Source organism: Psychrobacter sp. 72-O-c (assembly GCF_904846605.1).
Lineage (GTDB): Bacteria > Pseudomonadota > Gammaproteobacteria > Pseudomonadales > Moraxellaceae > Psychrobacter.
Genome location: NZ_CAJHBI010000007.1, coordinates 32,647 through 58,218, shown reverse-complemented (window position 1 = coordinate 58,218; position 25,572 = coordinate 32,647). Strand labels below are relative to the sequence as shown.

The 25,572-nt window shown below is 42.3% G+C and carries 20 protein-coding genes; 8 read left to right on the top strand and 12 right to left on the bottom strand.

The window, feature by feature from the left end:
* Window positions 1-60: 60 nt before the first annotated feature.
* From JMX97_RS03675 to JMX97_RS03660, 4 genes are all read right to left on the bottom strand, one after another.
* On the bottom strand, window positions 61-408 hold the full coding sequence (locus JMX97_RS03675) for a hypothetical protein (RefSeq protein ID WP_201555496.1): 348 nt from the start codon (window positions 406-408) through the stop codon (window positions 61-63).
* A 90-nt stretch (window positions 409-498) separates the two neighbouring features.
* Window positions 499-1,944 carry an NAD(P)/FAD-dependent oxidoreductase gene (locus tag JMX97_RS03670; RefSeq protein ID WP_227671522.1) on the bottom strand — a complete coding sequence of 482 codons (1,446 nt, stop codon included), beginning with the start codon at window positions 1,942-1,944 and terminating at the stop codon, window positions 499-501.
* Window positions 1,945-2,537: 593 nt separating this feature from the next.
* The gene (locus JMX97_RS03665) at window positions 2,538-2,876 is read right to left on the bottom strand and encodes a RidA family protein (RefSeq protein ID WP_201555495.1); all 339 of its coding nucleotides are present in this window, start codon (window positions 2,874-2,876) and stop codon (window positions 2,538-2,540) included.
* A 57-nt stretch (window positions 2,877-2,933) separates the two neighbouring features.
* A complete protein-coding gene (locus JMX97_RS03660) occupies window positions 2,934-4,199 on the bottom strand; it encodes an NAD(P)/FAD-dependent oxidoreductase (RefSeq protein WP_201555493.1) in 1,266 nt (421 codons plus the stop codon).
* A 558-nt stretch (window positions 4,200-4,757) separates the two neighbouring features.
* On the opposite strand from JMX97_RS03660, the gene JMX97_RS03655 reads away from it, so the two are divergent.
* From JMX97_RS03655 to JMX97_RS03640, 4 genes are read left to right on the top strand one after another with little or no spacing between them, the layout of a single operon-like run.
* Window positions 4,758-5,576, top strand: a complete 819-nt coding sequence (locus JMX97_RS03655; protein ID WP_201555492.1) for a hypothetical protein — start codon at window positions 4,758-4,760, stop codon at window positions 5,574-5,576.
* The gene (locus JMX97_RS03650; protein ID WP_201555491.1) at window positions 5,566-8,484 is read left to right on the top strand and encodes a hypothetical protein; all 2,919 of its coding nucleotides are present in this window, start codon (window positions 5,566-5,568) and stop codon (window positions 8,482-8,484) included. Before JMX97_RS03655 ends, JMX97_RS03650 begins: the two co-directional genes overlap by 11 nt.
* The gene (locus tag JMX97_RS03645) at window positions 8,481-9,854 is read left to right on the top strand and encodes a hypothetical protein (protein WP_201555490.1); all 1,374 of its coding nucleotides are present in this window, start codon (window positions 8,481-8,483) and stop codon (window positions 9,852-9,854) included. The genes JMX97_RS03650 and JMX97_RS03645 overlap by 4 nt, the downstream gene beginning before the upstream one ends.
* Window positions 9,851-10,441 (top strand): condensin complex protein MksE, encoded by a 591-nt coding sequence (locus tag JMX97_RS03640; protein ID WP_201555489.1) that lies wholly within the window; start codon window positions 9,851-9,853, stop codon window positions 10,439-10,441. Before JMX97_RS03645 ends, JMX97_RS03640 begins: the two co-directional genes overlap by 4 nt.
* Window positions 10,442-10,565: 124 nt before the next feature.
* Here the strand turns inward: JMX97_RS03640 and JMX97_RS03635 are convergent, their stop codons facing one another.
* The 5 genes from JMX97_RS03635 to ispF all read right to left on the bottom strand — a co-directional run bounded on the left by JMX97_RS03635 (window position 10,566) and on the right by ispF (window position 15,616).
* A complete protein-coding gene (locus tag JMX97_RS03635) occupies window positions 10,566-11,525 on the bottom strand; it encodes an AEC family transporter (RefSeq protein WP_201555488.1) in 960 nt (319 codons plus the stop codon).
* A gap of 185 nt (window positions 11,526-11,710) precedes the next feature.
* Window positions 11,711-13,606 carry a tRNA uridine-5-carboxymethylaminomethyl(34) synthesis enzyme MnmG gene (gene mnmG, locus JMX97_RS03630; RefSeq protein ID WP_201555487.1) on the bottom strand — a complete coding sequence of 632 codons (1,896 nt, stop codon included), beginning with the start codon at window positions 13,604-13,606 and terminating at the stop codon, window positions 11,711-11,713.
* Window positions 13,607-13,854: 248 nt separating this feature from the next.
* A complete protein-coding gene (locus JMX97_RS03625) occupies window positions 13,855-14,361 on the bottom strand; it encodes a hypothetical protein (RefSeq protein WP_201555485.1) in 507 nt (168 codons plus the stop codon).
* A 201-nt stretch (window positions 14,362-14,562) separates the two neighbouring features.
* Complete coding sequence (gene grxD, locus JMX97_RS03620) at window positions 14,563-14,913, bottom strand: Grx4 family monothiol glutaredoxin (protein ID WP_201555484.1); 351 nt, start codon at window positions 14,911-14,913, stop codon at window positions 14,563-14,565.
* A gap of 211 nt (window positions 14,914-15,124) precedes the next feature.
* The gene (gene ispF, locus JMX97_RS03615; RefSeq protein ID WP_201555482.1) at window positions 15,125-15,616 is read right to left on the bottom strand and encodes a 2-C-methyl-D-erythritol 2,4-cyclodiphosphate synthase; all 492 of its coding nucleotides are present in this window, start codon (window positions 15,614-15,616) and stop codon (window positions 15,125-15,127) included.
* Between the two features lie 219 nt (window positions 15,617-15,835).
* Here ispF and mnmA point away from each other — a divergent pair, with 219 nt between their 5' ends.
* From mnmA to JMX97_RS03600, 3 genes are all read left to right on the top strand, one after another.
* On the top strand, window positions 15,836-17,065 hold the full coding sequence (mnmA, locus tag JMX97_RS03610) for a tRNA 2-thiouridine(34) synthase MnmA (protein ID WP_227671540.1): 1,230 nt from the start codon (window positions 15,836-15,838) through the stop codon (window positions 17,063-17,065).
* A gap of 124 nt (window positions 17,066-17,189) precedes the next feature.
* A complete protein-coding gene (gene purB / locus JMX97_RS03605; RefSeq protein WP_201555481.1) occupies window positions 17,190-18,587 on the top strand; it encodes an adenylosuccinate lyase in 1,398 nt (465 codons plus the stop codon).
* Between the two features lie 48 nt (window positions 18,588-18,635).
* Complete coding sequence (locus JMX97_RS03600) at window positions 18,636-19,277, top strand: DUF2238 domain-containing protein (protein ID WP_201555479.1); 642 nt, start codon at window positions 18,636-18,638, stop codon at window positions 19,275-19,277.
* Window positions 19,278-19,430: 153 nt separating this feature from the next.
* Here JMX97_RS03600 and JMX97_RS03595 read toward each other — a convergent pair whose 3' ends face one another.
* Window positions 19,431-19,628 (bottom strand): NF038104 family lipoprotein, encoded by a 198-nt coding sequence (locus JMX97_RS03595; protein WP_201555478.1) that lies wholly within the window; start codon window positions 19,626-19,628, stop codon window positions 19,431-19,433.
* A 154-nt stretch (window positions 19,629-19,782) separates the two neighbouring features.
* Between JMX97_RS03595 and JMX97_RS03590 the strand changes: the two genes are divergently transcribed.
* On the top strand, window positions 19,783-20,955 hold the full coding sequence (locus JMX97_RS03590) for a cupin domain-containing protein (RefSeq protein ID WP_201555476.1): 1,173 nt from the start codon (window positions 19,783-19,785) through the stop codon (window positions 20,953-20,955).
* 173 nt (window positions 20,956-21,128) lie between these two features.
* Here the strand turns inward: JMX97_RS03590 and JMX97_RS03585 are convergent, their stop codons facing one another.
* Window positions 21,129-21,821, bottom strand: coding sequence for an aldehyde dehydrogenase family protein (locus JMX97_RS03585; RefSeq protein ID WP_201555474.1), 693 nt, complete (start codon window positions 21,819-21,821; stop codon window positions 21,129-21,131).
* 11 nt (window positions 21,822-21,832) lie between these two features.
* Window positions 21,833-25,078, bottom strand: a complete 3,246-nt coding sequence (gene putA / locus JMX97_RS03580; RefSeq protein ID WP_201555472.1) for a bifunctional proline dehydrogenase/L-glutamate gamma-semialdehyde dehydrogenase PutA — start codon at window positions 25,076-25,078, stop codon at window positions 21,833-21,835.
* Window positions 25,079-25,572 lie beyond the last annotated feature (494 nt).

Below are 25,572 nucleotides of genomic sequence, written 5' to 3'. Positions count from 1 at the left end.
TAATTAACACTGAAGTCCTTGCTGATACATTACCATCATAAGATAGCTGATGATGATAAATTAAACCCTACGTTTGATCGAACCAGTCAGACCTGTGACTAGTGGCAACATTACTACATAGGCATAAACCAACAATGCCACTACCATAACCAAATGGAACGCCCAATCTACCCAATAGGTGAGGTCTCCTAAGCTGGCATTAAAAAATAGTGGTAAGGTAAAAAATCCGACCACTGCAATAGCACTTGCCAGTATGCCAGCAAGACCATATGCCAGTTTTTTATGCCTACCTGCAACGGCCCAGTAAATCCATGCGGCTAATAATATTAGTAATAATGCACTGACCAACGTGGCATTCTCTAGTATTGCTTCCCATAACATCATAAACGCTTGATTTAAAAATAACATGGCCGCTCCTTTGTAAACCTTCTTCTAAGCAGTCTTAGTTTAAGAAAATATAAAGCACAGGTCTAAACAATACTAACGTTTAATGCTGATCTAAACTCGACCTTTGGCAACCGCCATATAGGCAGGCTTTAGCATCATCTCTTCTAAGAACCATGCAAAATAGCTTTCTTTTAAAGGGTCAACCAAAGGAACGCTTGGTATCAATTTATTTTCATAATCGAACTCAACCAGCATCGCCCTACCTTCTTCTATTAACAGCGGACAAGAAGTATAGCCATTAAATTTTTGGCTTGGCCCATTCCCCTGTATGACGTCAATAATATTAGCCGTCACTATCGGGGCAGAATTTTTGATGGTGGCAGCGGCTTTTCCTTTTGGCGTCCCATTGATATCACCAGCACCAAAAATATTGTCATAATGCTTATGCTGTAGTGTATATTTATCAACATCTAGCCAGCCTTTTTTATTTGCCAATGGACTATTTAGCACACTATCTACCGCGAACATGGGCGGTACAACGTGGATAAAATCATAATCTTGGCGACTCTGAGTGCCTTGCTCATTCGTAAAATAGGCCACTTTGGCCCCTTTATCGATTGCTGTTAAGCGTTGCTCAAAATTCGTCCCAATCGGTGGATCGTAAGCAGCCCATCGTGACAATATATTCTCATTGACAGCAGGGACACTAAACACCGTCTTATGCGGACTAAAAAACTGAATGTCGCTATCTTTTCGAGTACCTGCTTGTATGAGTCTATCGTGCAACATAAAGGTCATTTTTAATGGCGCACCTGCACATTTCATATCGGTATGGGCTAGCGTCATCACAGCACGACCGCCTTTTTGGCGAAATGCATCTATTTGGTGCCAGGTTTTTAAGGCGATTTCTGGGCTAGGATAGACACTACCAATACCGTCAGTTCCTAAATCTTCAATACTCAAACCCTCAATCTGCTCAAAACCCAATCTCAATCCAGTCGCTATTACCAAATAATCATAATTAATTTTTTTACCACTGTCGGTTATCACTTGATTACTATCAGGTAAAAACTCACGGGCATTTTCTTGCACCCAGGCGATGCTCGAAGGTATTAAGTCAACATTGCTATCGGTGACCTTGTCAGTATTATTCCAGACCCCCGTTGCTAAAAGCGTGTAACCAGGTTGATAGTAATGCGCCTGGCGACTGTCTAGAATGGTCAGCTTAGCATTGGGCAGTTGACGGCTTAATCGATTGGCCACCGCTAACCCTGCAATGCCAGCACCCACAATAACGATATTGGCTTTTTCTTGATGTTTGGGTAAAGACGCACAGCCGATCAGTGCCATACTCCCCATGACTGCCCCAGTCGCCACACCCGCACCAATAAATTGACGGCGGTTTAACAGTTTGAAGTCATTGAGCTTTAGGGCATTATCAGCGCTATTATTATTAGAAACATCGGTAATAGAAAAATTGGTATTAGAAATATTAGTATCAGAGGCATTAACACCTTGATTAGATGTATGAGGCGAGTTACTCAAAGATCGTTTCATGATATGTCCTTATAGGCCAATCGTTATATCAGATTCTGTTCATCTGTACCTTTTAACACTGACCGTTAAAATAATAGACTAACCAAAATCAACCCCAACATTTGGCATCAAAGTTGGCTTGCCTCAACCCACGCCTCATAACCACCGGTAATAGAGACTCCCTATTTATAATTAAGGTCTGCTAATGACTAAAATATTTGAGAGTTATACTTTAAATACCAAAAGACAAAAATGAACTATTAAATATAATTAATGTAATAACAGTCATTGAGATCAAAGTCCCTGATATAAAAGTAACTAATTTAAAATACGTTATATATTTAATTATAATATATTATTTTGTATATAATATCTATAACATTCACTTATTAAAATATATACATTCATTTATTATTATGCATTTAAGACTATACACGTAAGAGAAAGCTTGATGAGTAGCGCTTTAAGCACTGAATTTATAGCCATTCATAATAAATAATGCTGACCGACCGACATTGTTAAACACTTTTTTACCCATAAAAAAACACAACCATTAATGTCGTGTTTTTTTATTTAAATTTTGATAAAAAATAGCTTTTAATACTTCTGATCGGTTATTCAGCAGCGATGACAAGCATTTCTACTAATAGCTCTGGACGCGCCAAAGCTGATTCGCCACAGGCGCGAGCTGGCGGCGGCGTACCTTCAAACCACTTATCCCATACCTCATTCATCGCGGCAAAATCTGACATGCTTTTTATCCATACGGTTGTCGACAGGATTTTTGACTTATCACTGCCCACCTCTTCTAGTAAGCCTTGAATTTTCTCTAGACAGGTTAATGTCTGAGCGGTGATATCGTCTTCAGCATTGCCCACTTGACCTGATAAATAAATGGTCTGGTTATGGATGACGATTTTACTCATACGTTGATTGCTATGCAGTTTTTGCATGACGGTTGATCCTTATATCTCTAACTTATTTATTAAAAGTTTTAAATGAGTGACCGTTTATTTAGTCTTAGAAAAACGCTGCGCATTAAACGGTTCTACATCTACGATGACAGGTTTATTATGAATCAGCTCTTCCATAATGCGCCCGGTCATAGGTCCTAAAGTAAAACCTTGATGGCTATGACCAAAGGCAAACCATAACTTATCATGTTTGTGCGCAGGACCAATGACCGGCTTCATATCTGGCATACACGGACGCGAGCCAGCCCACGCCTCAGATTCTACCGCTTCCTCTAATGGCAATATTTTTCTAGCAAGCTTCAGTACTGTTTTCAGCTGTCCGAAGTTCTTTGGCGCATCCATCGTAGTCATCTCAGCACCGGTAGTAATGCGAATACCTTGCTGCATAGGCCCCATGACGAAGCCTTTATCCATATCAAACATACTGTGATTGATTGTATTTTTACCAGTGGTTTTAAAGTGCTGATGATAGCCGCGCATCGGGAATAAGGGTAGATTATATCCCAATGGTTTGATTAACTCATTAGACCAAGGACCGGCAGCGACTACCAAATCATCGCAATAATAGGTGTCATTATCAGTGACTACCTTCCAACCCTGACCATCACCACTGTCATCGGGAGTGATCTCTTTTACGTTTTTTTCTTGTATCGTACCACCCATGTCTTCGAAATTTTTGGCATAGGCTTTTACTAGCATACTTGGGTTGGAAACTTGCCAAGAATTTAACCAATGAATCGCACCGACAAAACCATCAAAATTAGCATTAGGTTCAAGCACTTTTAACTCTTCAACGGACAACAATTTATGCTCAACCCCTTGCTCACGGTCACTTATGGCTAAGGCAGCGGCGATCTTAAGGGTATCTTCAGAACGATGTAACTGCAGCCAACCATCACGTCTAATCAACTCATCAGCGTTTGATGCGGTAATCATGGTCTGATGCTCGCTGGTACAATGCGCAATCAGTGTCTGCCATTCTGCTTCTATTTTTTTGACAGAGGCTGGCGTAGAATACTTCCAATACTGGAGGAGCGCCTGATGATAACGCAGGATAGCTGGCAAGCGATAGCGAATATCAGTGCCACGATTGGGCATGACTCTTACCAGCTCCGTCAGCTGTCGAGGAAAGGGATGGGTGTGAATCGCTTCGCGCTGTATCAGCCCAGCATTACCGTATGAGGTCTCGAGTCCTGGTAGCTTTCTGTCTAACAATAAAACTTTAGAGTTATTCTTTTGTAGGTGCCAAGCAATCGATGTGCCAACCATACCCGCACCAATAACAATAACTTCGTAGCGCATAGCTTATCCTTTTGACGATAGGAATATAGAATCCTGAATATTAAAACCCAAGTCTTGAATATTAAAATCTCAGCCTTGAATATCAAAGTCATAGTAACGTCATTATGATAAATATTAAACCACTATCTAACAGAATTTTTTGTTATTAATTACTTTTTGTTATGGCTGTCTTTGAAACAGTCTTCCGGTTGGAATAGTGCAGGTATTAAGGGGCGTTAAGTGGGTATTGAAGGGTAATAATCACGTATTATTATTAAGAACATTCTAGGGCTTATCATTAATTAGATTATGAGGGTTAAAAATGTTTTAATTGATGACACACCTTAGTTTAGGTATATAGTTGAGCCGCTTTGAAACGAACACAGTATGGCTGGGAGAAATTTTCGCAGCCTCTGGAGTGACACAGTCACATAGCAAGCTAGAAAAATTTTTACCTACCATGCGAAATTACGTGTGTGTCTATTTTATTTGGTATTGACTATAACAAAATATATTAATGCTAACCAATAAGACGTTCTGATTGACCAACAATATAACTAAAAAACAAAGGGATATAGCATGAGCGTGAAAACCTTAAAAAGGTTTATTAATAGTATTGATAATAGCAAACCTGTCAATCTTCGCCGTCTACAAAAAATGATTGAACAGTTAAGCCTCACTCACAGATATAGCCCAACTAATATTAACGCTAGTCGTACAGCAAAACTTGGTTACTATCTTATAAAAAGTGTTGATGAGGACCTCATGAGTGAATTACGTCGCCTTACCGCTGGTGTGGATGAAGACAGGGTATCAGGGGCGCGACAAAACAGAAGTCATGACTATAAGGTTGATGGCTCAATACTCCTTATTCGCAAATCAGTAGAATATCCCGCAGTGATTTTGTTTGATACTGATGGTAATTATCAGCACACCTGCCAGCACACCCACCACCCTGCCAAGCAAGCCCTTCTTATAGAAAATCGTCAGCTATTTATCTATATTGAGAGAACACTGACCTTCCTATATCAACACTGCAACCTACCCAAAGATAATGAATTAGATATTATATTCGGTGCAGGTAATGAGATATCCAATAGTCTACATAAGAAACTATTGAGTAAATACGATACGTTATATATGCTGTTTGATTTTGACTTAGGTGGACTGACTATAGCTAAGAATCTATATAACCTATCAATGAATAATTCTAAAGTTTTTTTATACCCAAGCGATATTCAGAAGCGACTGGCTGGCGTGGTAGAAAAGTTTGGCAGTGAAGAATTAGGCAAAGTAATCACGATTGGCCAAGACTGCCCACCACTTAAACCTATCTGCGAAATAATCCGTAACCATATGAAATTCATCGAACAAGAGAGCTATTTATATGCCGACTGATACTTTTAATCAGCTATTAGACGATGAGCAGTTTGATTACAGCTATGTGCTCAAGCAAATTGTATTTGTTAACTCAGCGAGCCATGCTTATACAGAGCTGGCCCTTGATCATCATCTGGCGATGTTCGGTGACAATAACTTAGGTAAGACGGCAAGCCTGTCGGCAACCAAGCTACTACTCTACCCTGAAACTAACTTTAATAAGTGTGAGAGTAAGTTTAACTTTGTCAGCAAGTCAGGCAGAAAATTCAAGCGTGACGAATCATATGAGTATTATTTTCCCACTGCCAATTCTTTTTTGATTATGGAAGGTAAAAATCCGTCAGGTGAGTTTTGCATGATTCTATACCGAGCAGGCAACTATGAGTATAACCGTGTGCTACTGCCTGTACCGTTTGATGATATCCGCCATTTATTCTGGGATAGCGAAAACAACTACTTCGCGCCCAATCTTAGCGTGCAAACGATACTCAGTGCGGTAAAGACCTATAAAGGGTTACACGTCAGCGATAAGGCCATACTGTCTAAAATTCTATTTGGTAACTTCGCCAGTGCAGATGCAAAATACTGCTTAGTGCCGCTCAAAGACCAAAGAGAGTCCTCAATAGAGGCTTTTATTAATATTTTTGAGCTGGCTTTTAACTCAGGTAAAGGTGAGGAAAGCACCTTGCCCCAAGCGATAGCTACTATAATTGAGATGAGACGAGGCCGAGATGAAGAGCGGATGGATGCTGATTTCAGCGCCCTTCAAGATGATTATGAGAAGTTGACCAATGAAGGCATGATGCTCAAAAAGTATGAAAATAACAAGGTAGTTTACGAGACTCTAAAAGGTCAGTTTGATGCGATTCTAACATCGGTTAATGATTACAGCCTGTCATTTAAAGTACTAAAGACCTATCTAAACCGTAGTCAGGAACAGCAAGCTAATAAACTTGGCGATATCACCCAGCAACTTAATAGCATTAATGCCAAGAAAAACCCACTAGCAGGCGAGGTTAAAAACCTTGAGACTCAGCTTATCGAGCTCAATACCCAGCATAAATCTCTTCTGACAAGCATCAACACCTACGAGCAAAAGCAGATTGCCGTTGAGACCATATTAAGTGAGTTTAATAAGCCTGCTGATGTGGTTATGTATGAGCTTAGAGTTCGTCTTGAAGAGCTGTCTGTTATGTTAAAAAGCATTGATAATATAGATCAGGCGACCACAGCTATCACAACCAAAACCCATGAGATCAGTACCCTAACCGCACGCCTTGCACGCTTAGAGTCCGCAAAGGATAATCTAAGTCTGCTGGCGACCAGTCAATTGCCTGAACATAGTGCCAGTGTTTTAATCAGCTTAAATAACGAGTTTTCAGAATTAATTTGTGATTTGTCGGATAGTGATATTCAAACTATTAATGCCTTTGCTGAGTTGTTCAATAGCGAGAAAGGTGTATTAACATTTAAAGAGTCAACGCTGGCTAATACCAATTTTGTCTTTTATGATAAAGAGACAGAGGCCAAAAAGAATGTAGAGCAAATAATTAACAATCAAGCTCATATTCAGAAATTGAGGAAGGATATTGGCAGCCTCAATAATATTATCGCTGACGCCAATAATTCAGTGGCAGATCATAGTAAAAAGAAACTAAAAACAGAGCATAATCAAATCAGCTTAAATATCGATGACATAGGTGGTTTGGCAGTCATTAAACGGCAAATTACTGAGAGTAAAGCAACGTTAAATAAAGTAATTAAAGAGTATGGGCTAGTAACCGATCAGCACGCTGGCAAGCAAGAAAAGTTAAATGGTTATTATGCAGCTTATATTGACTACAGCAAGCAAAAAGAGGACATTGAGAGCTTCATACGTCGCTTTGATACTACTGACAAAATCATTGAACGCAGCAACAGTCACTTTCAAGCAACCTATATCCCTGATGATAATGATCAGTATCTAGCGGCGCTTGATGGCATGCTAGTCTTAGAGCTCGAAGATTTTGAGAAGCTACAAAATACAGCGATAGCACTAGCTGCCGAGAAAGCTGAGTATAAAACTAAGTTACAACGGTTTATGGAAGACATACCGCTTGCAGAGCTTGATCCGCACAAAGAAATAACTGGCCTGCATGAGTACAGCGAAATTATAGCCCTGTACAAGAACACTTTTGATAGAATTAATGTCAAAAAAGAGGATTATAAGCACAAAGTTTATGAGCATCACTCCTATCTTGCCAGCATGCTTGAGGAAATTAAGAATGCAAATAGGCTGCTACAGTCAGAAATAACCTCGATGAACAAAGAGCTGAGCCACCATAAAGTATCTAACTTTGATGCGGTACGCCTGCGCCTAACCACTCAAGCCGACTATAGAAATCTATTAGACAATTGCAGTAAGTATGACTTAAGCCAAGATACCTTGCTTGAGCCTGAGTTTTATACTTCGCTCATAAGCTACATCAAAGAGAATAGCCATAGTAAAAAACGTACGCTAAAGATGGTTAATCTCATTAAATCTATCAGCTACGAGTACGTTGAAGACACCGGTCATATAGAGACAAAACCACAGTCTGGTGGCACCACAAGCACAGTGACCTCTTTTATTATCTCTATACTGCTTAGCAAGATTTTCGCCCAAGACAGCACCCTTATGATGCCGGTTATCGTCGATGAAATTGCTGACATGGATAAGAAAAACATTAAAACCATTGTTAACCAAATCGCTCAATCAGGCTTTTCTGTATTCTGTGCGACCCCGCATCGGTTAAGTACGGTATGTAAACACGTTGGCAACCACATCAATATTGATTATTGCAAATTTAATAAAGACTTAATGCACCCTGACTGTGTGCTGCACATCTTACCGCAACACATAGACACTTTTGGCAAAATAAATGCAGCTGAAGAGCGTGTCGTATGAGAATTAATAGACAGACCATCATAAAAGAGATATTTGCTAATGGCTTTGAGCGCGATTTTTTTAAATTTATTGATTATATCCATGAAAACAACACCGCCTCAGAGTTTCCTAAACGCCTTTATTTAGCGTTCTATGAGAAAATCGTTAGAGTACATAAGGATAACGCCTTAAAGAATATCATGAGCTTAGATGCTCTCGTTAAAAGTGATGTTTTTGTCTATGATAATAAAAACTCAGGCATGATTGGCTTATCAAAAGCCATGTATGACTTTTTAGTCTTTTTAGATATATCACGCAGTCGTGAATTTAGCAGTATAGAGTTTGCCAACTTTAGACAGAATATATCCGCCACGGTTAAAAATATAATGGCAAGCCCAAGCGGTAGCGACGATTACAAGGAAGCCTATACTCACTTTAATAAAATTATTAATGACATTCTAAGTGAGATCAAAAGCAACATTGAGGTACTAAATATCAAGGTGGATGAAATATCCGACTTATATCGCCAAAAAGAGCAAGGCTTGTGTGAAATATCTATCATTGAGTTATACGAAAAAGCGGACAAGCTGTACACAAGAAACATAATCCCTTGCTTACAATTTATCGATCCCGCGATGCGACTACAAGGTGGTGATACGTTTATTGAGTCACTGAACAATCTACAAGCCTTTTACGAGGAAAAAGGGCTTATTAGTGATGATATTTATATTCAGTATCGCAAGACGGCAGTGACTTCCTACTATAAAGACTTAAATAGAGTCACTGCAAGGTTGCAGCACTATCTAAGTAGCCTTGCTGAAGACCGTAAGTACTTCATGGTGATAGAGCGTGCGTTTAGCGACCTTGTTAAATCCATTGAGCCGCTCCAACATGGACGAACACAAAACAAATTCCTTACCGCTGATAGTAAAGTGTTGCAGCACTTAAATTCACTCGACGGTATGTTCACTTTCAAGCAACGCTACTATAAACGCCTCAATCGCCCGCTAGCGCAAGATGATTCTATGTTGGCCTTTAAGGTTTGGTTTGAGCAGATAGAAACTAGGCAAATCAAGCCTGTACCATCAAAACTAAAGCCGCTGCCAATAGATATGATTATTGAGCACGAAAAGGACAATGGAATATTTGACCTGATGTGTGAGGTAAATGTACCAAGCAGAGTTGATGATATATATTTGTTTGTTTACGAGACCTTATTCACGGCGCTTACTGACTTTAGCCTTATAGACGTTCTGTATGGCATCGAATACCTGTTACCCCTATTAAACACTAGTGGCCTGCAACAGCAAAACATTAGGAACAAGATCAGTGACGATAAATATTTTTACGAATACGTAGTCTTAAGCTACCGTGAGGAAGAAACAATATGAGTATAAACATGGGGTTGAGCGTTGAGATATTTGACCAGCTAATGAATGGGCGTATCATCAATAAGTATAAATTAAGCAACAGTGGTGAGCCAATAGCAGACCCTCTATTCACTGAGATCATGGATAACCTAGCAGACTATCGTAAGAATAACGCAATGAACGGGTTTGAGTTAATAGAAACGCCAACCTACGTTTACTTAAATGATGCAGGCGGGTTGGATGGTAAGACTGATATTAGTATGAAAGTATATTTTCTTCTTTTAATTATAGGTAAATACCTAACGGTTAATGGGCATTCTATAACTAAAATCACCTCACATACTGGTGGCCTGACCCCTGATGATTTTAAGGAGATGGCAAATATTCCCTACGTTGATCAAATTTTAGAAAAATCCAAAATGACTGGTAAGAGCGAAGATAGCTTAATGGGTCACGTTAAGAACCTGCTGGTTGATAGAGGCATCATGCTGGAAAAGCCAAGCAGTAAGTCTTACGTGTTATCAGAAGCAGGCAAAGCATTTTTTGAGGAATTGATGGAAAACAAGCATAGGTTTATGGACGAGGAAAACGACTGTCCAGAGATATGACTGGATGAGTACTTACTACAGAGTACAGGGTATTTAGCTCTTCGTATCTTAATTAAAGTCGATAGAACAATAAATACACCAGTACATTTATTATTGTAATCATGAAAGAGTTCACTTTTAGCAACTACATCATTCCCAATCCACGTAAGAGCGCCGCCCCGATTGCCATACCGAATAGGCCAACTACTGTAGTAAACGCTAAAATATTGGCCGCCAATATGTCATTCCCACCCATGGCTTTTGCCATCACATAACTGGCTGCTGCCGTTGGCGATGCCACCATCAAAAACAGCACGCCCATATGCACGCCTGTCAGCCCAAAACTCAATCCTACCGCAATGGCTAATAATGGCGCGATAACAATACGGCCAATACTGGCTTGCATCGATAACCCCGAAGGACTCAGCATGGATTTCAAATCAATACTGGCACCCGCACAGATTAGTGCCAGCGGCAATGCAACAGCCGCGAGTAAACCGCCGGTAGTATTAATAACACTTGGGATTGGTGGTAGTGGCAATGCTTTGTAAGCAAACGCTGCCAACAGTGCGAGGATAAGCGGATTGGTAAATAGCTTTTTGATAATCATAATGCTACGACTAGACCAAGTATCGTCAGCATTTTTGGATACGCGGCTAAGCGTAATCACCGCTAAGATATTAAACAATATCGTCACGACACCCATATACACGGCACCAATACTCAGACCCCGCTCCCCGTAAGCATTGGCAACGGTTGCAAGGCCAATAATCGCCATGTTACTGCGAAAGATTCCTTGTACAAACACACCTTGATCAGCTGGTCGACTGATAAACCGTTTGGCATAAATCTCTGAACCAATAAATAAAATAAATGTCACTACAATACCGGCAATTATTAATATTATTTGCTTGGCATAGTTTACGTTACTATCGACCACGCTAAAAAACAGTAAACAAGGTAAGCAGTAATTAAAAACAAAGCTTGAGGCCTGATCGATAAAAGCTTGACTCGTTTCACCGCGTCTTTGCATAAAAAAACCCAACCCCATTAAAGCCAGGTTGGGTAAAACAATAGTAATCGCAAATAGAATAGCTTCGATCATAAATAGGCTCAAGTCAGCAAAGTGGCTAAATTAATAAAGACAGCATTGCTGCAGGTCGCGTTAGATTTAGATTGCGCTGGATTAGGAAAGATTCACTAGAATGACTAAGTGTCAGGCTGTTTCGAAATTGTCAACAGCCTGACATCCTTATAGTTCACATCTTTATTGCCTGATCATACATAAATTTATGACTCTAAAGCTGCTTTCGCTTTTTTATGTTTTTTGACGGTCATCGCCAATAGCTGAATCGCTGCAGGTGTCACACCGCTAACGCGACCAGCTTGTGCCAGAGTCGCCGGACGAACTTGGGTTAGCTTTTGGACAATTTCATTTGATAGTCCAGATATCACACTATAATCAAAATCTATTGGTAACGGTGTGTTCTCTAAGCGCTTCATCTGATCGATATCTTCTTGCTGGCGGTCGATGTAACCGGCATATTTGACCGATATTTCAATCTGCTCACCCACTTGTGGGTCGACTTGTGAATCAGTAATAGCAGCAATATCATTAAAGTGTATCTGCGGGCGTTTTAGCAAGTCATAAGCAGTAGATTCTTTCGACAGTACCTCGCCGGTTTGTGCGGTTACTTGCGCCCCTAAAGCATTCGCTGGGGTGGCCCATATGTCTTTTAGACGAGAGGTCTCTTTACTGATCGCTTCCATTTTTTCTTGATAAGCTTGCCAGCGCACATCATCAACCAATCCAAGTTTACGTCCGGTTTCAGTCAAACGCTGATCGGCATTGTCTTCACGCAACAGCAAACGATACTCAGCGCGGCTGGTAAACATCCGGTATGGTTCAGTGGTACCGTGAGTGATTAAGTCGTCGACAAGTACGCCAAGATAGGCTTGATCGCGGCGCGGTGTCCAAGTTTCAAACTCGCTATTATCTCGAGTAACCAAGGCCGCATTAATGCCTGCTAATAAACCTTGAACGCCCGCTTCTTCATAACCGGTGGTACCATTGATTTGACCAGCAAAATATAAACGATCAATAGACTTAGTTTCAAGCGTTGGCTTTAAGCTTTGTGGATCAAAATAGTCATATTCAATCGCATAACCAGGACGCGTGATATGCGCTTTTTCAAGCCCTTTCATACTATGAATAAACTCTAGCTGCACATCAAACGGCAAGCTGGTTGAGATACCATTTGGGTACAGCTCATGAGTGGTCAAACCTTCAGGCTCAATGAATATTTGATGGCTGTCTTTATCAGCGAAGCGATGGATTTTATCTTCAATAGACGGACAATAACGCGGACCCACGCCTTCGATTTTGCCAGAGAACATCGGTGAGCGGTCTAAATTTTCACGGATAATGTCATGGGTACGCGCATTGGTATGGGTGATATGACAGTTGACTTGCTCAGGATGCATAGCAACGTTGCCCATATAACTCATCACCGGCAATGGAGTATCACCCGGCTGTGTGGTCATTACGCTGAAGTCCACGCTACGCGCATCAATACGTGCTGGCGTGCCAGTCTTTAGGCGGCCTACCGGTAGCTTAAGCTCACGCAAACGATCGGCAAGTTTAATCGAAGGCTGATCCCCTGCCCGTCCGCCTTTAGAGTTCTCAAGGCCAATATGAATGACTCCGCCTAGGAATGTTCCTGTGGTTAAAACAACCGTTTCTGCTTTAAAGACAATGCCAGTAGAAGTCACCACCGCAGTGGCACGACCATTTTCAACTAAGATGTCGTCAGCACCTTGTTGGAATATATCGAGATTGGGCTGGTTTTCAAGGGTTTGGCGAATAGCGGCCTTATATAGAATACGATCCGCTTGCGCACGTGTCGCTCGAACGGCAGCGCCTTTACGACTGTTCAATACTCGGAACTGAATACCGGCTTTATCAGTGGCGAGCGCCATTGCGCCGCCAAGCGCATCAATTTCACGCACCAAGTGCGACTTACCAATACCGCCAATCGCCGGATTACAGCTCATCTGCCCGAGCGTCTCAATATTATGGGTCAATAGCAAAGTCTGCGCACCCATACGTGCAGCCGAAAGTGCCGCTTCTGTGCCAGCATGACCGCCGCCGATCACCACCACGTCGTAAGTTTTTGGGTATTGCATGTGTGCCTCACTTGACTCATAACGCGACTGTTGACCACGGGGCATTTATTAAAATGATAACAATGACCTACTGGGTGGCGAATAAACGTTAATCGTATTTTAAAAAATGGTTAACGGCTGAGATAAGCCGCTAAAATCTGAATAGATAGCCGATAATTATAACAATTTTTGCACGGCATAAAAATCTTTGCGTTAAAAATCTTGAAATTAGTCGTTGATGATCAGTACTGTTATTAAGCAAGCCCCTATTAACGGTTATTACCAGGGCTTAACGGTACGATTCGATCAGCCTGACCACTTGCAAGCATATGCTGGCTACCATAACCTTCGGGATTGATTTGCAAATAAGCATTCATTTGTCCAATCGCATCACCATCATTACTGGCCAAGATCAGTTCTTTAATGGTATCAACTGGCGGTAATGGTAAGTTTTTGAGCAATGCCAAACGCTGTTGGTTATCGCCTTTATTCACTACCAGCTCGATAAGTTGGCGTGCATCAATCGGTAAATCTGGCGTATTTTGTGCCAGTAATGCCAAGTGATAGGCCCCAGCGGCATCTTGATCCGCAACAATACGTTGCTCAATAGCAATATAAGTACCTTCGGTCGCGCCACCCGCCACACTAAGTTGATGAATGCATTTTAGCGCTGAATTCGACTCGCTATTAGCAATATCAATGATACGCGCTGACTCAAGCTTTAACCACTCACGGCGCTTCTCGATTGCTTGTTGCTCATTTGACTGATTACTCATAGTTTTCTCTTATTATTCAAACTGTCTTTATAGGGTATTTTTCATGAGCACTATATGGGGGTAAAAAATTTGAAAACAAATAAAGGGTCAAGACCAGCGCTCAAAAACCACAAAGCCCAAGCAGTCATCGCTAGACTACTCGGGCTTTGTGTTGCAAAGCTGATTTACGTAGACATCAAAGACACCTACGTAAAAATTTTATTAAGCAGCAGGGCTATTGGCTTCAACCAAAGGCTTAAGCTCACCTGACTGATACATTTGCAGGATAATATCTGATCCGCCCATTAATTCGCCATCGATCCATAGCTGTGGAAAGGTGGGCCAATTAGCAACTTTTGGCAAGGTGGTACGGATTTCTGGGTTTTCTAAAATATTCACAAACGCAAACGGACGGCCAATTTGGGTGAGTACTTCAATCGATTTGGCTGAAAAACCACACTGTGGAAACTGCGGCGTGCCTTTCATATATAAGATAACTTTATTATCTTTAATTTGGTCACGAATCAGCTGTTCAACGTCGTTCGCGGCAGTATTTGGGGTTTGCTCACTCATAAAAGCTCCTATTGATTAAACGATTTATTAAAGAGGACTATACTAAATATTAAACAGTAAGGTCTGCATACTTCTGCTACATGGGGCGATAATCGCCACATTACAAGCGCAACCAGTAGGGTTAATACGAGACTAATTATTAACAGTTACATATTATTAAGGGTTAAATGTCACGTATTAGCCATTCGGTATTACTGACCGTTAAAAATTATTAGCCATTAGGTACCAATAATACCACGGCGTTGGCCATGATACCTTCTTGGCGACCGGTAAAACCAAGCTTTTCAGTGGTGGTTGCTTTGACACTGACATTACTGACTTCGGTTTGTAAATCGCTGGCGATATTAGTACGCATTGCTTGGCTGTGGGGCGCAAGCTTTGGCCGTTCACACATGACGGTAATGTCGGCATTGCCCAGCGTATAGCCTGCCGCTTGTACTTTACCATAAACATAACGCAGCAAGACTCGCGAATCAAGACCGGCATTTGCCGCATCAGTATCAGGGAAATGCTGTCCAATATCCCCTAGCGCCAGTGCGCCAAGTAAGGCATCCGCTAAAGCATGTAACACCACATCGCCATCAGAATGCGCAAGCAAGCTATGACTGTGTTCAATAGGTACACCAGCTAACACTACATACTGTTGCTGCTGACCGTTATTATGAAAAGCGTGAACGTCGATACCTTGACCAATTTTTATCATGATTATTCCAAAAGCTATTAAAGATGAGAGGTAAAGGTGATGTGAAAGTTTTGAAAACCGTTATCCAAATTCTATCAATGGAAGTCTATCAATAACTATTATCTAAAATTTTAAATCAGTAAAGGCCTGCAGCTCGCCAACGGTTTCAATTAGCTGTTATAATATGACGCTTATTTTACCATAAGTTGTTGAGCACTTTTTATGTTAGCTACGCCAGCCATGCCAGATGTATCAAACACACTTTTATCTGATTCTTTTAGCGCCCATCGCGCCTTGACCCTTACCGATATTGACAACCCTACAACTACGCGCGTGATTGTCGGTATGTCAGGTGGGGTTGACTCTTCCGTATCTGCCGTTCTTCTTCAGCAGGCAGGCTTTCTGGTGGAAGGGCTGTTTATGAAGAACTGGGAAGAAGATGATGGTACCGAATACTGTACCGCGATGGATGACTTAGCAGACGCGCAATCGGTATGCGATAAAATTGGCATCAAGCTACATACGGCCAATTTTGCGATGGAATATTGGGACCGCGTGTTTGAGCATTTTCTGGCTGAATATAAAGCGGGACGTACGCCCAATCCTGATATTTTATGCAATAAAGAAATTAAGTTTAAAGCATTTTTAGATTATGCCTTAACGCTTGGCGCAGACTATATCGCTACCGGTCATTATACCCGCCGCAGTGTTAACTATACCAACGCTGATGGTGTATGTGTCGCACAACTATTGCGTGGCCTTGATAATAATAAAGACCAAAGTTACTTTCTACATGCCGTTGGCGGCGACAAACTTGCTAAAACTCTCTTCCCAGTCGGCGAACTAGAAAAACCAGTCGTCCGTCAGATTGCTGAAGAGCATGATTTAATTACCGCTAATAAAAAAGACTCTACCGGCATTTGCTTTATTGGTGAACGACGCTTCAAAGACTTTTTACAACAATACTTGCCGGCCCAAAAAGGCGAAATTATTACTGATGATAATAAGGTCATCGGCACCCATGACGGGCTAATGTATTATACCTTAGGCCAGCGCGGCGGCATCGGTATTGGCGGCGTCAAAGACCGTCCCGAAGAGCCTTGGTTTGTACTGGCAAAAGATTTAGATAAAAATCGTTTAATAGTCGGTCAAGGTCACGAGCATCCCATGATGCTAAGCAATGAGTTGCACGCTTATAAGCTTGATTGGGTCGATGGTCTACCGCCTGCTGCTATCTTTAGCTCAGACGGTCTACGCTGTATGGCAAAGTCTCGTTATCGTCAGCCGGATCAAGCGTGCCGCGTATTTGCTGTTAATAGTAATAATGAGAATGATGGCAGCCAAGTACGGGTAGTATTTGATAAGCCCCAACGCGCAGTAACTCCTGGTCAATCAGCGGTATTTTATATTGACGAGATTTGCTTAGGCGGTGGTGTGATTGAGTCTATTGATGCGCCGTGTGGGTTTTAATAAAAGAAAAAACGTACTGTTTTATATCCACTTTTCGAGCCAGATTTTTAATAAAAATTTTAATTTTTTAAATGTTTTTTATTTCTTAATTTCTTTCATTACTAAAACTACTTGAGGCATTACTATGACCCCACTTACCGCGCTCTCCCCGATTGATGGCCGCTACGCCTCCAAAGCCGACAGCTTGCGTCCTTATTTATCTGAATTCGGTCTAATCAAAGCTCGTGTCACCGTAGAGATTCGCTGGTTACAGTCATTGGCTGACAATGATGCGATTGCTGAGTTGGCGGCATTTGATGCAGATACTAATGCCTTCTTGAATGCTATTGTCGATGACTTTAGCGAAGCCGATGCACAAGCGATCAAAGATATCGAAGCAACCACCAATCATGATGTGAAAGCAGTTGAGTACTTTATTAAAGATAAACTTCGTGGTCAGGCAGCCCTTAATGACTCCCTAGAATTTATCCACTTTGCTTGTACTAGTGAAGACATTAACAACTTATCGTATGCCTTAATGCTAAAAGACAGCCGCGCAATCGTACTCGATAAAATGCAGCAAATGACCGATAGTATCGTTGATTTGGCATTGACTCACGCTGACCAGCCTATGCTGTCGCGCACTCATGGTCAGACAGCTAGCCCAACAACTCTAGGTAAAGAGATGGCCAACGTCGCCTATCGCCTTGCTCGTCAAATTAGACAGGTTGGTCAAGTTGAGCTATTGGGTAAAATTAATGGTGCCGTTGGTAACTATAATGCCCACTATGCGGCTTATCCTGATGTTGATTGGCAAGCGCATGCTGAGCGTTTCATTGATGAGCATCTTGAGCTGACTTTCAATCCTTATACCACGCAAATTGAGCCCCACGATTATATCGCTGAACTGTTCGATGTAGTGAAACGTTTTAATACCATCTTAATCGACTTCAACCGTGATATTTGGCAATATATTAGCTTAGGCTATTTTAAGCAGCGCCTAAAAGACGGTGAAGTGGGTTCTTCCACTATGCCGCATAAAGTCAATCCGATTGACTTTGAAAACTCAGAAGGTAACCTCGGGGTGGCTAATGCTACCTTGGCACATCTAGGCGAGAAGCTACCGATTTCACGCATGCAGCGCGACCTATCAGACTCGACCGTATTACGTAATATTGGCGTTGGTCTGGCTCAAAGCATGATTGCTTATGATGCTTGTCTAAAAGGCGTCAGTAAGCTTGAATTAAATTCAGCGCGGCTCAACAGCGATTTGGATCAAGCGCAAGAAGTGTTGGCTGAACCGATCCAAACCGTCATGCGCCGCTACCGTGTCGAAAACCCTTATGAGAAGCTTAAAGCTTTGACTCGTGGTAATGCCATGACTCGCGAAGCAATGTTAACCTTCGTTGAAAGCGACGAGCTGTCTGCGGTTAGTGATTCCGATAAGGCGCGCTTACGTGAAATGACGCCTGCAACCTATATAGGTAACGCCGCTGAGCAAGCGCGTACGATTAAAGAGTGGATTGCTAAGCTTAACGATTAATAAGCCTACTTTAGGTTTATGTCGCCCTCATTGCTAGCAGGAATAAAAATGAAGCGCTTGAGCAAACCTGTTCTCATTAGCACCTTGGGGGTCGTTCTTGTCATGATATTGGCAAGTATTGACCCCTTAGACTGGTCAGACTATCTGCTCCATCAAGCAGGTACGCTGATATTTTTGGTAATGATGTTAGGCGCTTATCGGTACTGGTATATTAGTTCGCGAGCCTATGTGCTCGCGACTTTATTTTTACTTATTCATATTATTGGTGCGCGTTATCTCTACTCTTATGTGCCTTATGATAACTGGACACAGCAGTTGTTTAATATAAAATTAAGCACACTGTTTGGCTGGCAGCGTAATATGTACGACCGCTTAGTCCATTTTAGCTATGGGTTGTTATTGTTTGGCGCGATGTTTGAAAGTTTAAAACATCTGCTAAAAATTCAGTCGCCAAAGCAGCTAATAGTATTAACATTGATGCTTAATATGTCTACCAGTATGCTTTATGAGTTGTTTGAATGGGGTATTGCAACGACGTTATCGCCTGAAGCCGCTGAAGCTTATAATGGTCAGCAAGGTGATATCTGGGATGCGCACAAAGATATGGCGCTGGCATTAATTGGCGGTATCATTGCTGCGATATGGTACTACTCACGGCTACATTATCGCTCAAACCAGCAGTTGTCTTGAGCTTTGATACTGTTATATCAAAGCTCATTTATCTAACACGACTGTATTGAAACAACTATATTAAACACGTCTTGCACGCACTTAATTTAACAGCTTTGCTCAAAAAGCGATCTTTTTTATGGTCGACATGGTCAAGCGTTTAATACACTTTATTTATTCTTTATCATCTTTATCATTGTCACTCTTATCGCTGTCGCCAGGTATGATGGCCTTAGTAACCGCGACCGTGCCTTTGACCACGCCTTTGGTAGTTTTATAGGCAACTTTGACAGGTACAGTAACCAGTTTGTGCACACAGGCCTGTAGTAGGAAGACGCTAGCAAGTAGAGCGATAATTTGTAATTTTTTCATGATTGTCCTATGACTGATTGAATGGCTTGATAACAGCAACGAGATAACAATGACTAAGTATCAATAACTAGATTACCGGCAATCATAAACTATTAAATTGTTTTTCTAAAGCAACCTAACCATTTTAAATGAATTAAATGACATGGATTTATCAATGAGTGATTTAAGACTTTGTTTACCCGATTCCATAACACCAGAACAGTTTCTAGCAGAATACTGGCAAAAGAAGCCTCTACTTATTAAACAAGGTTTGCCGCAGCTGATTAATATGTTTGAGCCAGATGATATGCTCGGGCTTGCCCTTGAAGAGGATGCATCAACTCGCCTACTAACCCAATCATCAACCAAGCAAGCTAACCAACCACAATGGCAACTTAAAAAAGGACCGTTGACCGAATCTGACTTTGACAACTTGCCCGAGCAGTGGACGGTACTGGTACAAAATTTAGAACAGTGGTCACCTGAGCTGGGGCAATTATGGCAAGCCTTGGACTTTATCCCGCAGTGGCAGCGCGATGACATTATGGTGTCTTATGCACCTAAAGGCGGTTCAGTCGGTAAGCATTATGATGATTATGATGTGTTCTTAGCACAAGGCTATGGTCAGCGGCGCTGGCAGTTGGGCAAGTTTTGTGATGAGCAGACTGAATTTGTTGTCGGTGAGCCGATTCGTATCTTTGATGATATGGGCGATATTATCTTTGATGAGATTTTAGAAGCTGGTGATGTGCTATATGTGCCGCCTAAATTATCTCATTTTGGCGTGGCGCAAGATGACTGCATGACCTTCTCATTTGGCTGCCGTCGCCCTAATGTAATGCAAATTATCGACAGTATTGCCGATGTAGCGACCAACGATAGTGATTTATTTATTCCGATGATTCTGCCACAAGCGCCACAAGCTTCAGGTGAACTACAAGCGAAAAGTATAGATGCCATCACCGCACAATTATTACAGCTACTACAGTCGGATCGTGGTGCTGATATTATTCGCCAAGCAGTATGTGAAGTGGTCAGCAAGCGTCAATATGATGCGCTAGTTCCTGAAGAAACGATGAATACCGATGAGCTGATACAAGCTTTGGCGCAAGGTGCCACCTTACAAGCAGATTATAGTGGCCGTTTATTATATAACCAGAATACTGATGGTATAAGCATATACGTCAATGGCCAGCGGCTTGATGGCCTTGACAATCATGCCACAGCACTGCTGGTACGCCTAGCCAATGGTGAACATATAAAATCTAAAGATGTTACAAACATTGACCCAGACGATTTGATGGAATGGTTAGAGAATGGTTGGATATGGATGGATTGTCCTGAGTAGTTTTTAATAAGCTTAGCTTAAATTATCGCCATAAAAAACCGATATCCGGAATACATCCAGATATCGGTTTTTTTAGACTAAATATTTAATCAGTAAACGCTGCTCATTCCTTATCTAGCAAGTCCAAACAGCGTCCTATTAATCTTATAGTCATTCAATCCATATCAAGTTATTTATTCTGTACCAAGCTCAAGTAAGCTAGCATTACCACCGATCGCAGTAGTATTAATAGTTCTTACCCGTTCAGTGATAAAGCGATACAGATAATCAGGTGTGAGCATATCTGATAAGCCTTCCATATCGGTTACCGCAATCACTTGCGTTAAGATACCGTCCGTATTGGCGAGCTCTTGACTGACTGTTTGTACTTCAGCATTATTACCGGTAACGGCCACTTGCGCGAGACGATCAATATATAACAAAGTGATCGTTTGTGAGTCGTTAGCGATACTGATGACATCATCACTGATACCGGTCTCATAAAGCACTTTTACGGCTTCTATGCACATATCATCTTGGCTTGGGCAATGCAATATCACCTCATTACCCGTCAACAAAGCGGCGATAAGCTGTCCAAGGACTGCCATCGTTCTGGCTGATTCGGCACCGATAACCATCGTTTTGCCACGAGCGGTCACATACAATTCATTAGACTCGCCAGTTGCACCGTTCATACGTTGCACTTCGTCAAGCTTAGGTGCTGCGCTTAATAAATGGTTGAATAAGCGCCGCGCTTTATTAGCATCACCAGTAAGCAATGCCAGTTTGGGAATAGCTGCTTCAAGATAGATGGCACGATTGACCGCGGTAAGTAATCGCCAAGCTTCACAAACTTGGGCATGATTTTTTTTGAATTCAGTCGCCATATTGCTACTCCTTATGCGATGTCAGTTTTAAGAGATGAATGAGTAGTGCCACTGCTTGCTTTAGTCTCATTTGCATTACAGAGACGCATCAAGCGTGGAACATAATGCGGGCCACCAGCTTTCGGACCTGTGCCAGAGAGACCACAACCACCAAAGGGTTGCACATTGACCACCGCACCGATTTGGTTACGGTTGACGTAGGTATTACCCACAAAAGCGCGACGTTCAATATGCTCAGCGATATTTTCAATACGGCTATGAATACCTAAGGTTAAGCCAAAGCCCGTCCCGTTAATCGCGTCAATAAGCTTGTCTAAATCGCGCGCTTGATAACGCAGTACATGCAATATCGGGCCAAAATGCTCACCGCCAATCACATCAATGCTTTGTACTTCAATCGCCGTTGGCAGTACAAAAGTGGAGTCGTCTTCGCTGACCACTGAGCTAGCACTCATAGGAGTCTGCGCTAGAATAGTCGCCGTTGGCTCCGCAATCATACGTTCAATGTGCGCCTCAAGTCCTTGCTTGGCATCACTATCAATGACTGGACCCACATCAGTGGCAGCATGAATAGGATTGCCCACGACCAACTCGGCCATATTGCCTTGTAGTAGCTCTATGATGCCATCGGCCACTTCTTCTTGTACACATAAGATACGGCACGCCGAGCAACGCTGACCAGCTGAGCCAAAGGCAGATAATACCGCGTCTTTAACCACTTGCTCAGGCAAAGCAGTTGAGTCGACGATCATAGCATTCTGACCGCCCGTTTCAGCAATCAATACCGGTAGCTCGCCGCTGGCTTGTGCATGGTCATTGAGACTTTGATTGATGCGTTGAGCCGTTTGGGTTGAGCCAGTAAAGATAACACCTGATAGATTATCCGCTGCGGTCAGTGCACCACCAACTTCGCCAGCACCCGTAACAAACTGTAGCGCCTCGGCAGGTACGCCCGCTTGATACATCAATTGCGCGCCAAAGTGGGCAATCAAGCTGGTTTGTTCGGCAGGTTTTGCAACCACTGTATTACCAGCGGCCAATGCTGCAACCACTTGACCGGTATAAATGGCCAACGGAAAGTTCCAAGGACTGATACAGACAAATGTGCCGAGCGCCTTATAGACTTGGCGTGATTGGTTGCCAGTCAAATCAGTAAACTGATGAACGACGTCGTCTAGACGCTCAGCTTCATCCGCATAAAAGCGACAAAAATCAACGGCTTCTTTAATTTCATCAATACTGTCTTGAATGGTCTTGCCCGCTTCAACTTGACATAGTGCCATAAGCTCAGCGTAGTTTTCTTCATATAAATCAGCTGTTTTACGCAATATCGCAGCGCGCTTAGATGCAGATACTGCTTGCCACGCCTCTTGCCCAGCAACCGCTGCGTCTATAGCTTGACGAGCAAGTTCCGCATTGGCATAGCACACTTCGCCTGCAATGACTTCATGGTTCCAAGGGGCACGTATCGTGTGGCTATCAAGCTTACTAGGTACACCATCAACCGCATATTCGCTGATAGTTTGGCCATTTATAATAGGCGCCGCTGTCCATGATTTATGCAAGTGAGTATCGATAGCTGCTTTGAACGGATGCCACTGCGACTCGACGAATATATTGGGGCCATAACTGGCGCGGCGATCGCCGTAAATATTAAGTGGCAACGGAATATCTGGATTATGTAAGGTGTCATTAGTCAGCAGCTTGTCGTACGGATGCACGACCAGCTTATCAATAGGATAAGATTTATCTAATAACTGATGGACAAATGAGCTGTTCGCACCGTTTTCAAGCAAACGACGCACCAAATATGGTAGCAAGTCTTTATGCGCGCCAACCGGTGCATAAATGCGCACAGGGATGTTATAGGCTTGCAAAATGTGATCATAAAGCGCATCACCCATGCCATGCAGACGTTGAAACTCAAAGTCTCTATGCGCGCTCATGGTCATTACGGTCGCTAACGTGTGGGCATTATGAGTGGCAAACTGCGGCCAAATCAGCCCACGCAAATGCTCTGATAATAAGAAACGCGCACATGCCAGATAAGCGGTATCCGTGCCTTCTTTACGCGTCCATACCGGATAGCCGGACAGACCTTTTTGCTGAGCCAGCTTAATTTCAGTATCCCAGTATGCGCCTTTTACCAGACGTAGCGGGATACGATCACCGACTTCAGTAGACAAGCGCGCCACCCATGCAAAAATAGCAATAGCGCGTTTTGCGTAGCCTTGAACAACCAGACCAAGACCATCCCAGCCAGTGGTTAGCGGGTCACGATATAGCGATTCAAATAATTTTAAGGAAATCTCTAGGCGATCCGCTTCCTCAGCATCGATACTGAGATCGACGTTGACTTCGCGTGCCGCTTCAATAAGCAGTAAGCAACGTTGACGAAGTAACCCCATAACTTGTGCTTCTTGGGTCGCCTCATAGCGAGGATGCAACGCTGATAGCTTGATAGATACAGATGGCTTAGGCATGCCGTCTTTGACTTTGATATCGGTCGTAGACTTAATCGCATGCAGATAGTCGTTAAAATAATTTTCAGCATCTTTATGAGTAACCGCGGCCTCACCTAACATATCAAACGAATAGGTATAGCCTTTATTACGGTAGCTTTGACTGTTCTTGTTGGCTTCTTCAATGGTTTCGCCCAATACAAATTGATGACCCATCACGCGCATGGCTTTTTGCATGGCCGCGCGAATCATCGGCTCGCCCATTTTTTTGGTCATACGATCCATAAATCCTGACGCTGTCGTATCACTATCGATACTGACCACACGTCCGGTCATCATAAGGCCCCAGGTCGAGGCATTAGTGATAAAACCGTTGTCACCTTTAAGATGCTTTTTCCAATCTGCGACGCTCATCTTGTCGCGAATGAGTGCATCGGCGGTATAGTTATCTGGCACCCGAATTAAGGCTTCTGCCAGACTCATCAGCAAAATACCTTCTTGAGTATCGAGGCTATACTCAAGCAGTAGTGAATCTACCATCTTAACGGCTTTACCATCATTACGCACATACTCGACTAGCTTGCGCGTCTGCTGAGCAGCAGCCTCGCGCTCTTCATCACTAGGCTTGGCAAGTGGCAGCAAGTCGGTTAACCAGCGGTCTTCGTCCACACTATATAATGGCGAGATACGCGCATACAGCTCATCTGCTGATTGCTCAATATACTCTGGCACCAATAGATCGGTGGGGTTAAATAAAATCGGCTCTTTCGGGGCAAACTGGTCTATTGGGTTCATACCAACTCCACAACTATCGTTTAAAAACCATAATAAATGGTGCGTAGGAACTTTTTATGAAAGCTATTTATAAAAGCCAGTTATTTACACAAGCGGTTAATTTATAAAAACTATCAACAAAGAACCGAACGGCGCCATCACAAAACGAGCAAATCCAGCATATGCTGGAGACGGTTAAGTATGTCGTTCGAGCGTTCAACGAACTACGTTAACAATGCAAAGGCAACAACGAACAGTTAGGCGGCATTAGTGCCTTCTTCTTGTTGGTAGTGAAAGGAGTATGACCAGTAGATTATCCAACTATAAAGGTATGGTGAAGCATAGCCTTAATATCGTTAATTTGTGATCTTAAATGACGCTAATTCACTGTAAGAAAAACCTCTACGGCGTTGATTGAGGTGATGCGCTTAACTCCGCTATGTTATCACGAAAAAAATTTTCAAACTAACGATATCGGTCATTTGCACGAATAAATATACTCTTTAAAAACAAAC

Bases quoted from the DNA above. Each gene is read 5' to 3' on its own strand.
- purB (WP_201555481.1), top strand. From the start codon at position 17,190: ATGACCCCACTTACCGCGCTCTCCCCGATTGATGGCCGCTACGCCTCC.
- JMX97_RS03655 (WP_201555492.1), top strand. From the start codon at position 4,758: ATGAGCGTGAAAACCTTAAAAAGGTTTATTAATAGTATTGATAATAGC.
- putA (WP_201555472.1), bottom strand. From the start codon at position 25,078: ATGAACCCAATAGACCAGTTTGCCCCGAAAGAGCCGATTTTATTTAAC.
- JMX97_RS03595 (WP_201555478.1), bottom strand. From the start codon at position 19,628: ATGAAAAAATTACAAATTATCGCTCTACTTGCTAGCGTCTTCCTACTA.
- JMX97_RS03635 (WP_201555488.1), bottom strand. From the start codon at position 11,525: ATGATCGAAGCTATTCTATTTGCGATTACTATTGTTTTACCCAACCTG.
- JMX97_RS03625 (WP_201555485.1), bottom strand. From the start codon at position 14,361: ATGAGTAATCAGTCAAATGAGCAACAAGCAATCGAGAAGCGCCGTGAG.
- JMX97_RS03670 (WP_227671522.1), bottom strand. From the start codon at position 1,944: ATGAAACGATCTTTGAGTAACTCGCCTCATACATCTAATCAAGGTGTT.
- JMX97_RS03660 (WP_201555493.1), bottom strand. From the start codon at position 4,199: ATGCGCTACGAAGTTATTGTTATTGGTGCGGGTATGGTTGGCACATCG.
- grxD (WP_201555484.1), bottom strand. From the start codon at position 14,913: ATGAGTGAGCAAACCCCAAATACTGCCGCGAACGACGTTGAACAGCTG.
- JMX97_RS03645 (WP_201555490.1), top strand. From the start codon at position 8,481: ATGAGAATTAATAGACAGACCATCATAAAAGAGATATTTGCTAATGGC.
- JMX97_RS03640 (WP_201555489.1), top strand. From the start codon at position 9,851: ATGAGTATAAACATGGGGTTGAGCGTTGAGATATTTGACCAGCTAATG.
- JMX97_RS03600 (WP_201555479.1), top strand. From the start codon at position 18,636: ATGAAGCGCTTGAGCAAACCTGTTCTCATTAGCACCTTGGGGGTCGTT.
- mnmA (WP_227671540.1), top strand. From the start codon at position 15,836: ATGCCAGATGTATCAAACACACTTTTATCTGATTCTTTTAGCGCCCAT.
- mnmG (WP_201555487.1), bottom strand. From the start codon at position 13,606: ATGCAATACCCAAAAACTTACGACGTGGTGGTGATCGGCGGCGGTCAT.
- JMX97_RS03665 (WP_201555495.1), bottom strand. From the start codon at position 2,876: ATGCAAAAACTGCATAGCAATCAACGTATGAGTAAAATCGTCATCCAT.
- JMX97_RS03675 (WP_201555496.1), bottom strand. From the start codon at position 408: ATGTTATTTTTAAATCAAGCGTTTATGATGTTATGGGAAGCAATACTA.
- JMX97_RS03650 (WP_201555491.1), top strand. From the start codon at position 5,566: ATGCCGACTGATACTTTTAATCAGCTATTAGACGATGAGCAGTTTGAT.
- JMX97_RS03590 (WP_201555476.1), top strand. From the start codon at position 19,783: ATGAGTGATTTAAGACTTTGTTTACCCGATTCCATAACACCAGAACAG.
- ispF (WP_201555482.1), bottom strand. From the start codon at position 15,616: ATGATAAAAATTGGTCAAGGTATCGACGTTCACGCTTTTCATAATAAC.
- JMX97_RS03585 (WP_201555474.1), bottom strand. From the start codon at position 21,821: ATGGCGACTGAATTCAAAAAAAATCATGCCCAAGTTTGTGAAGCTTGG.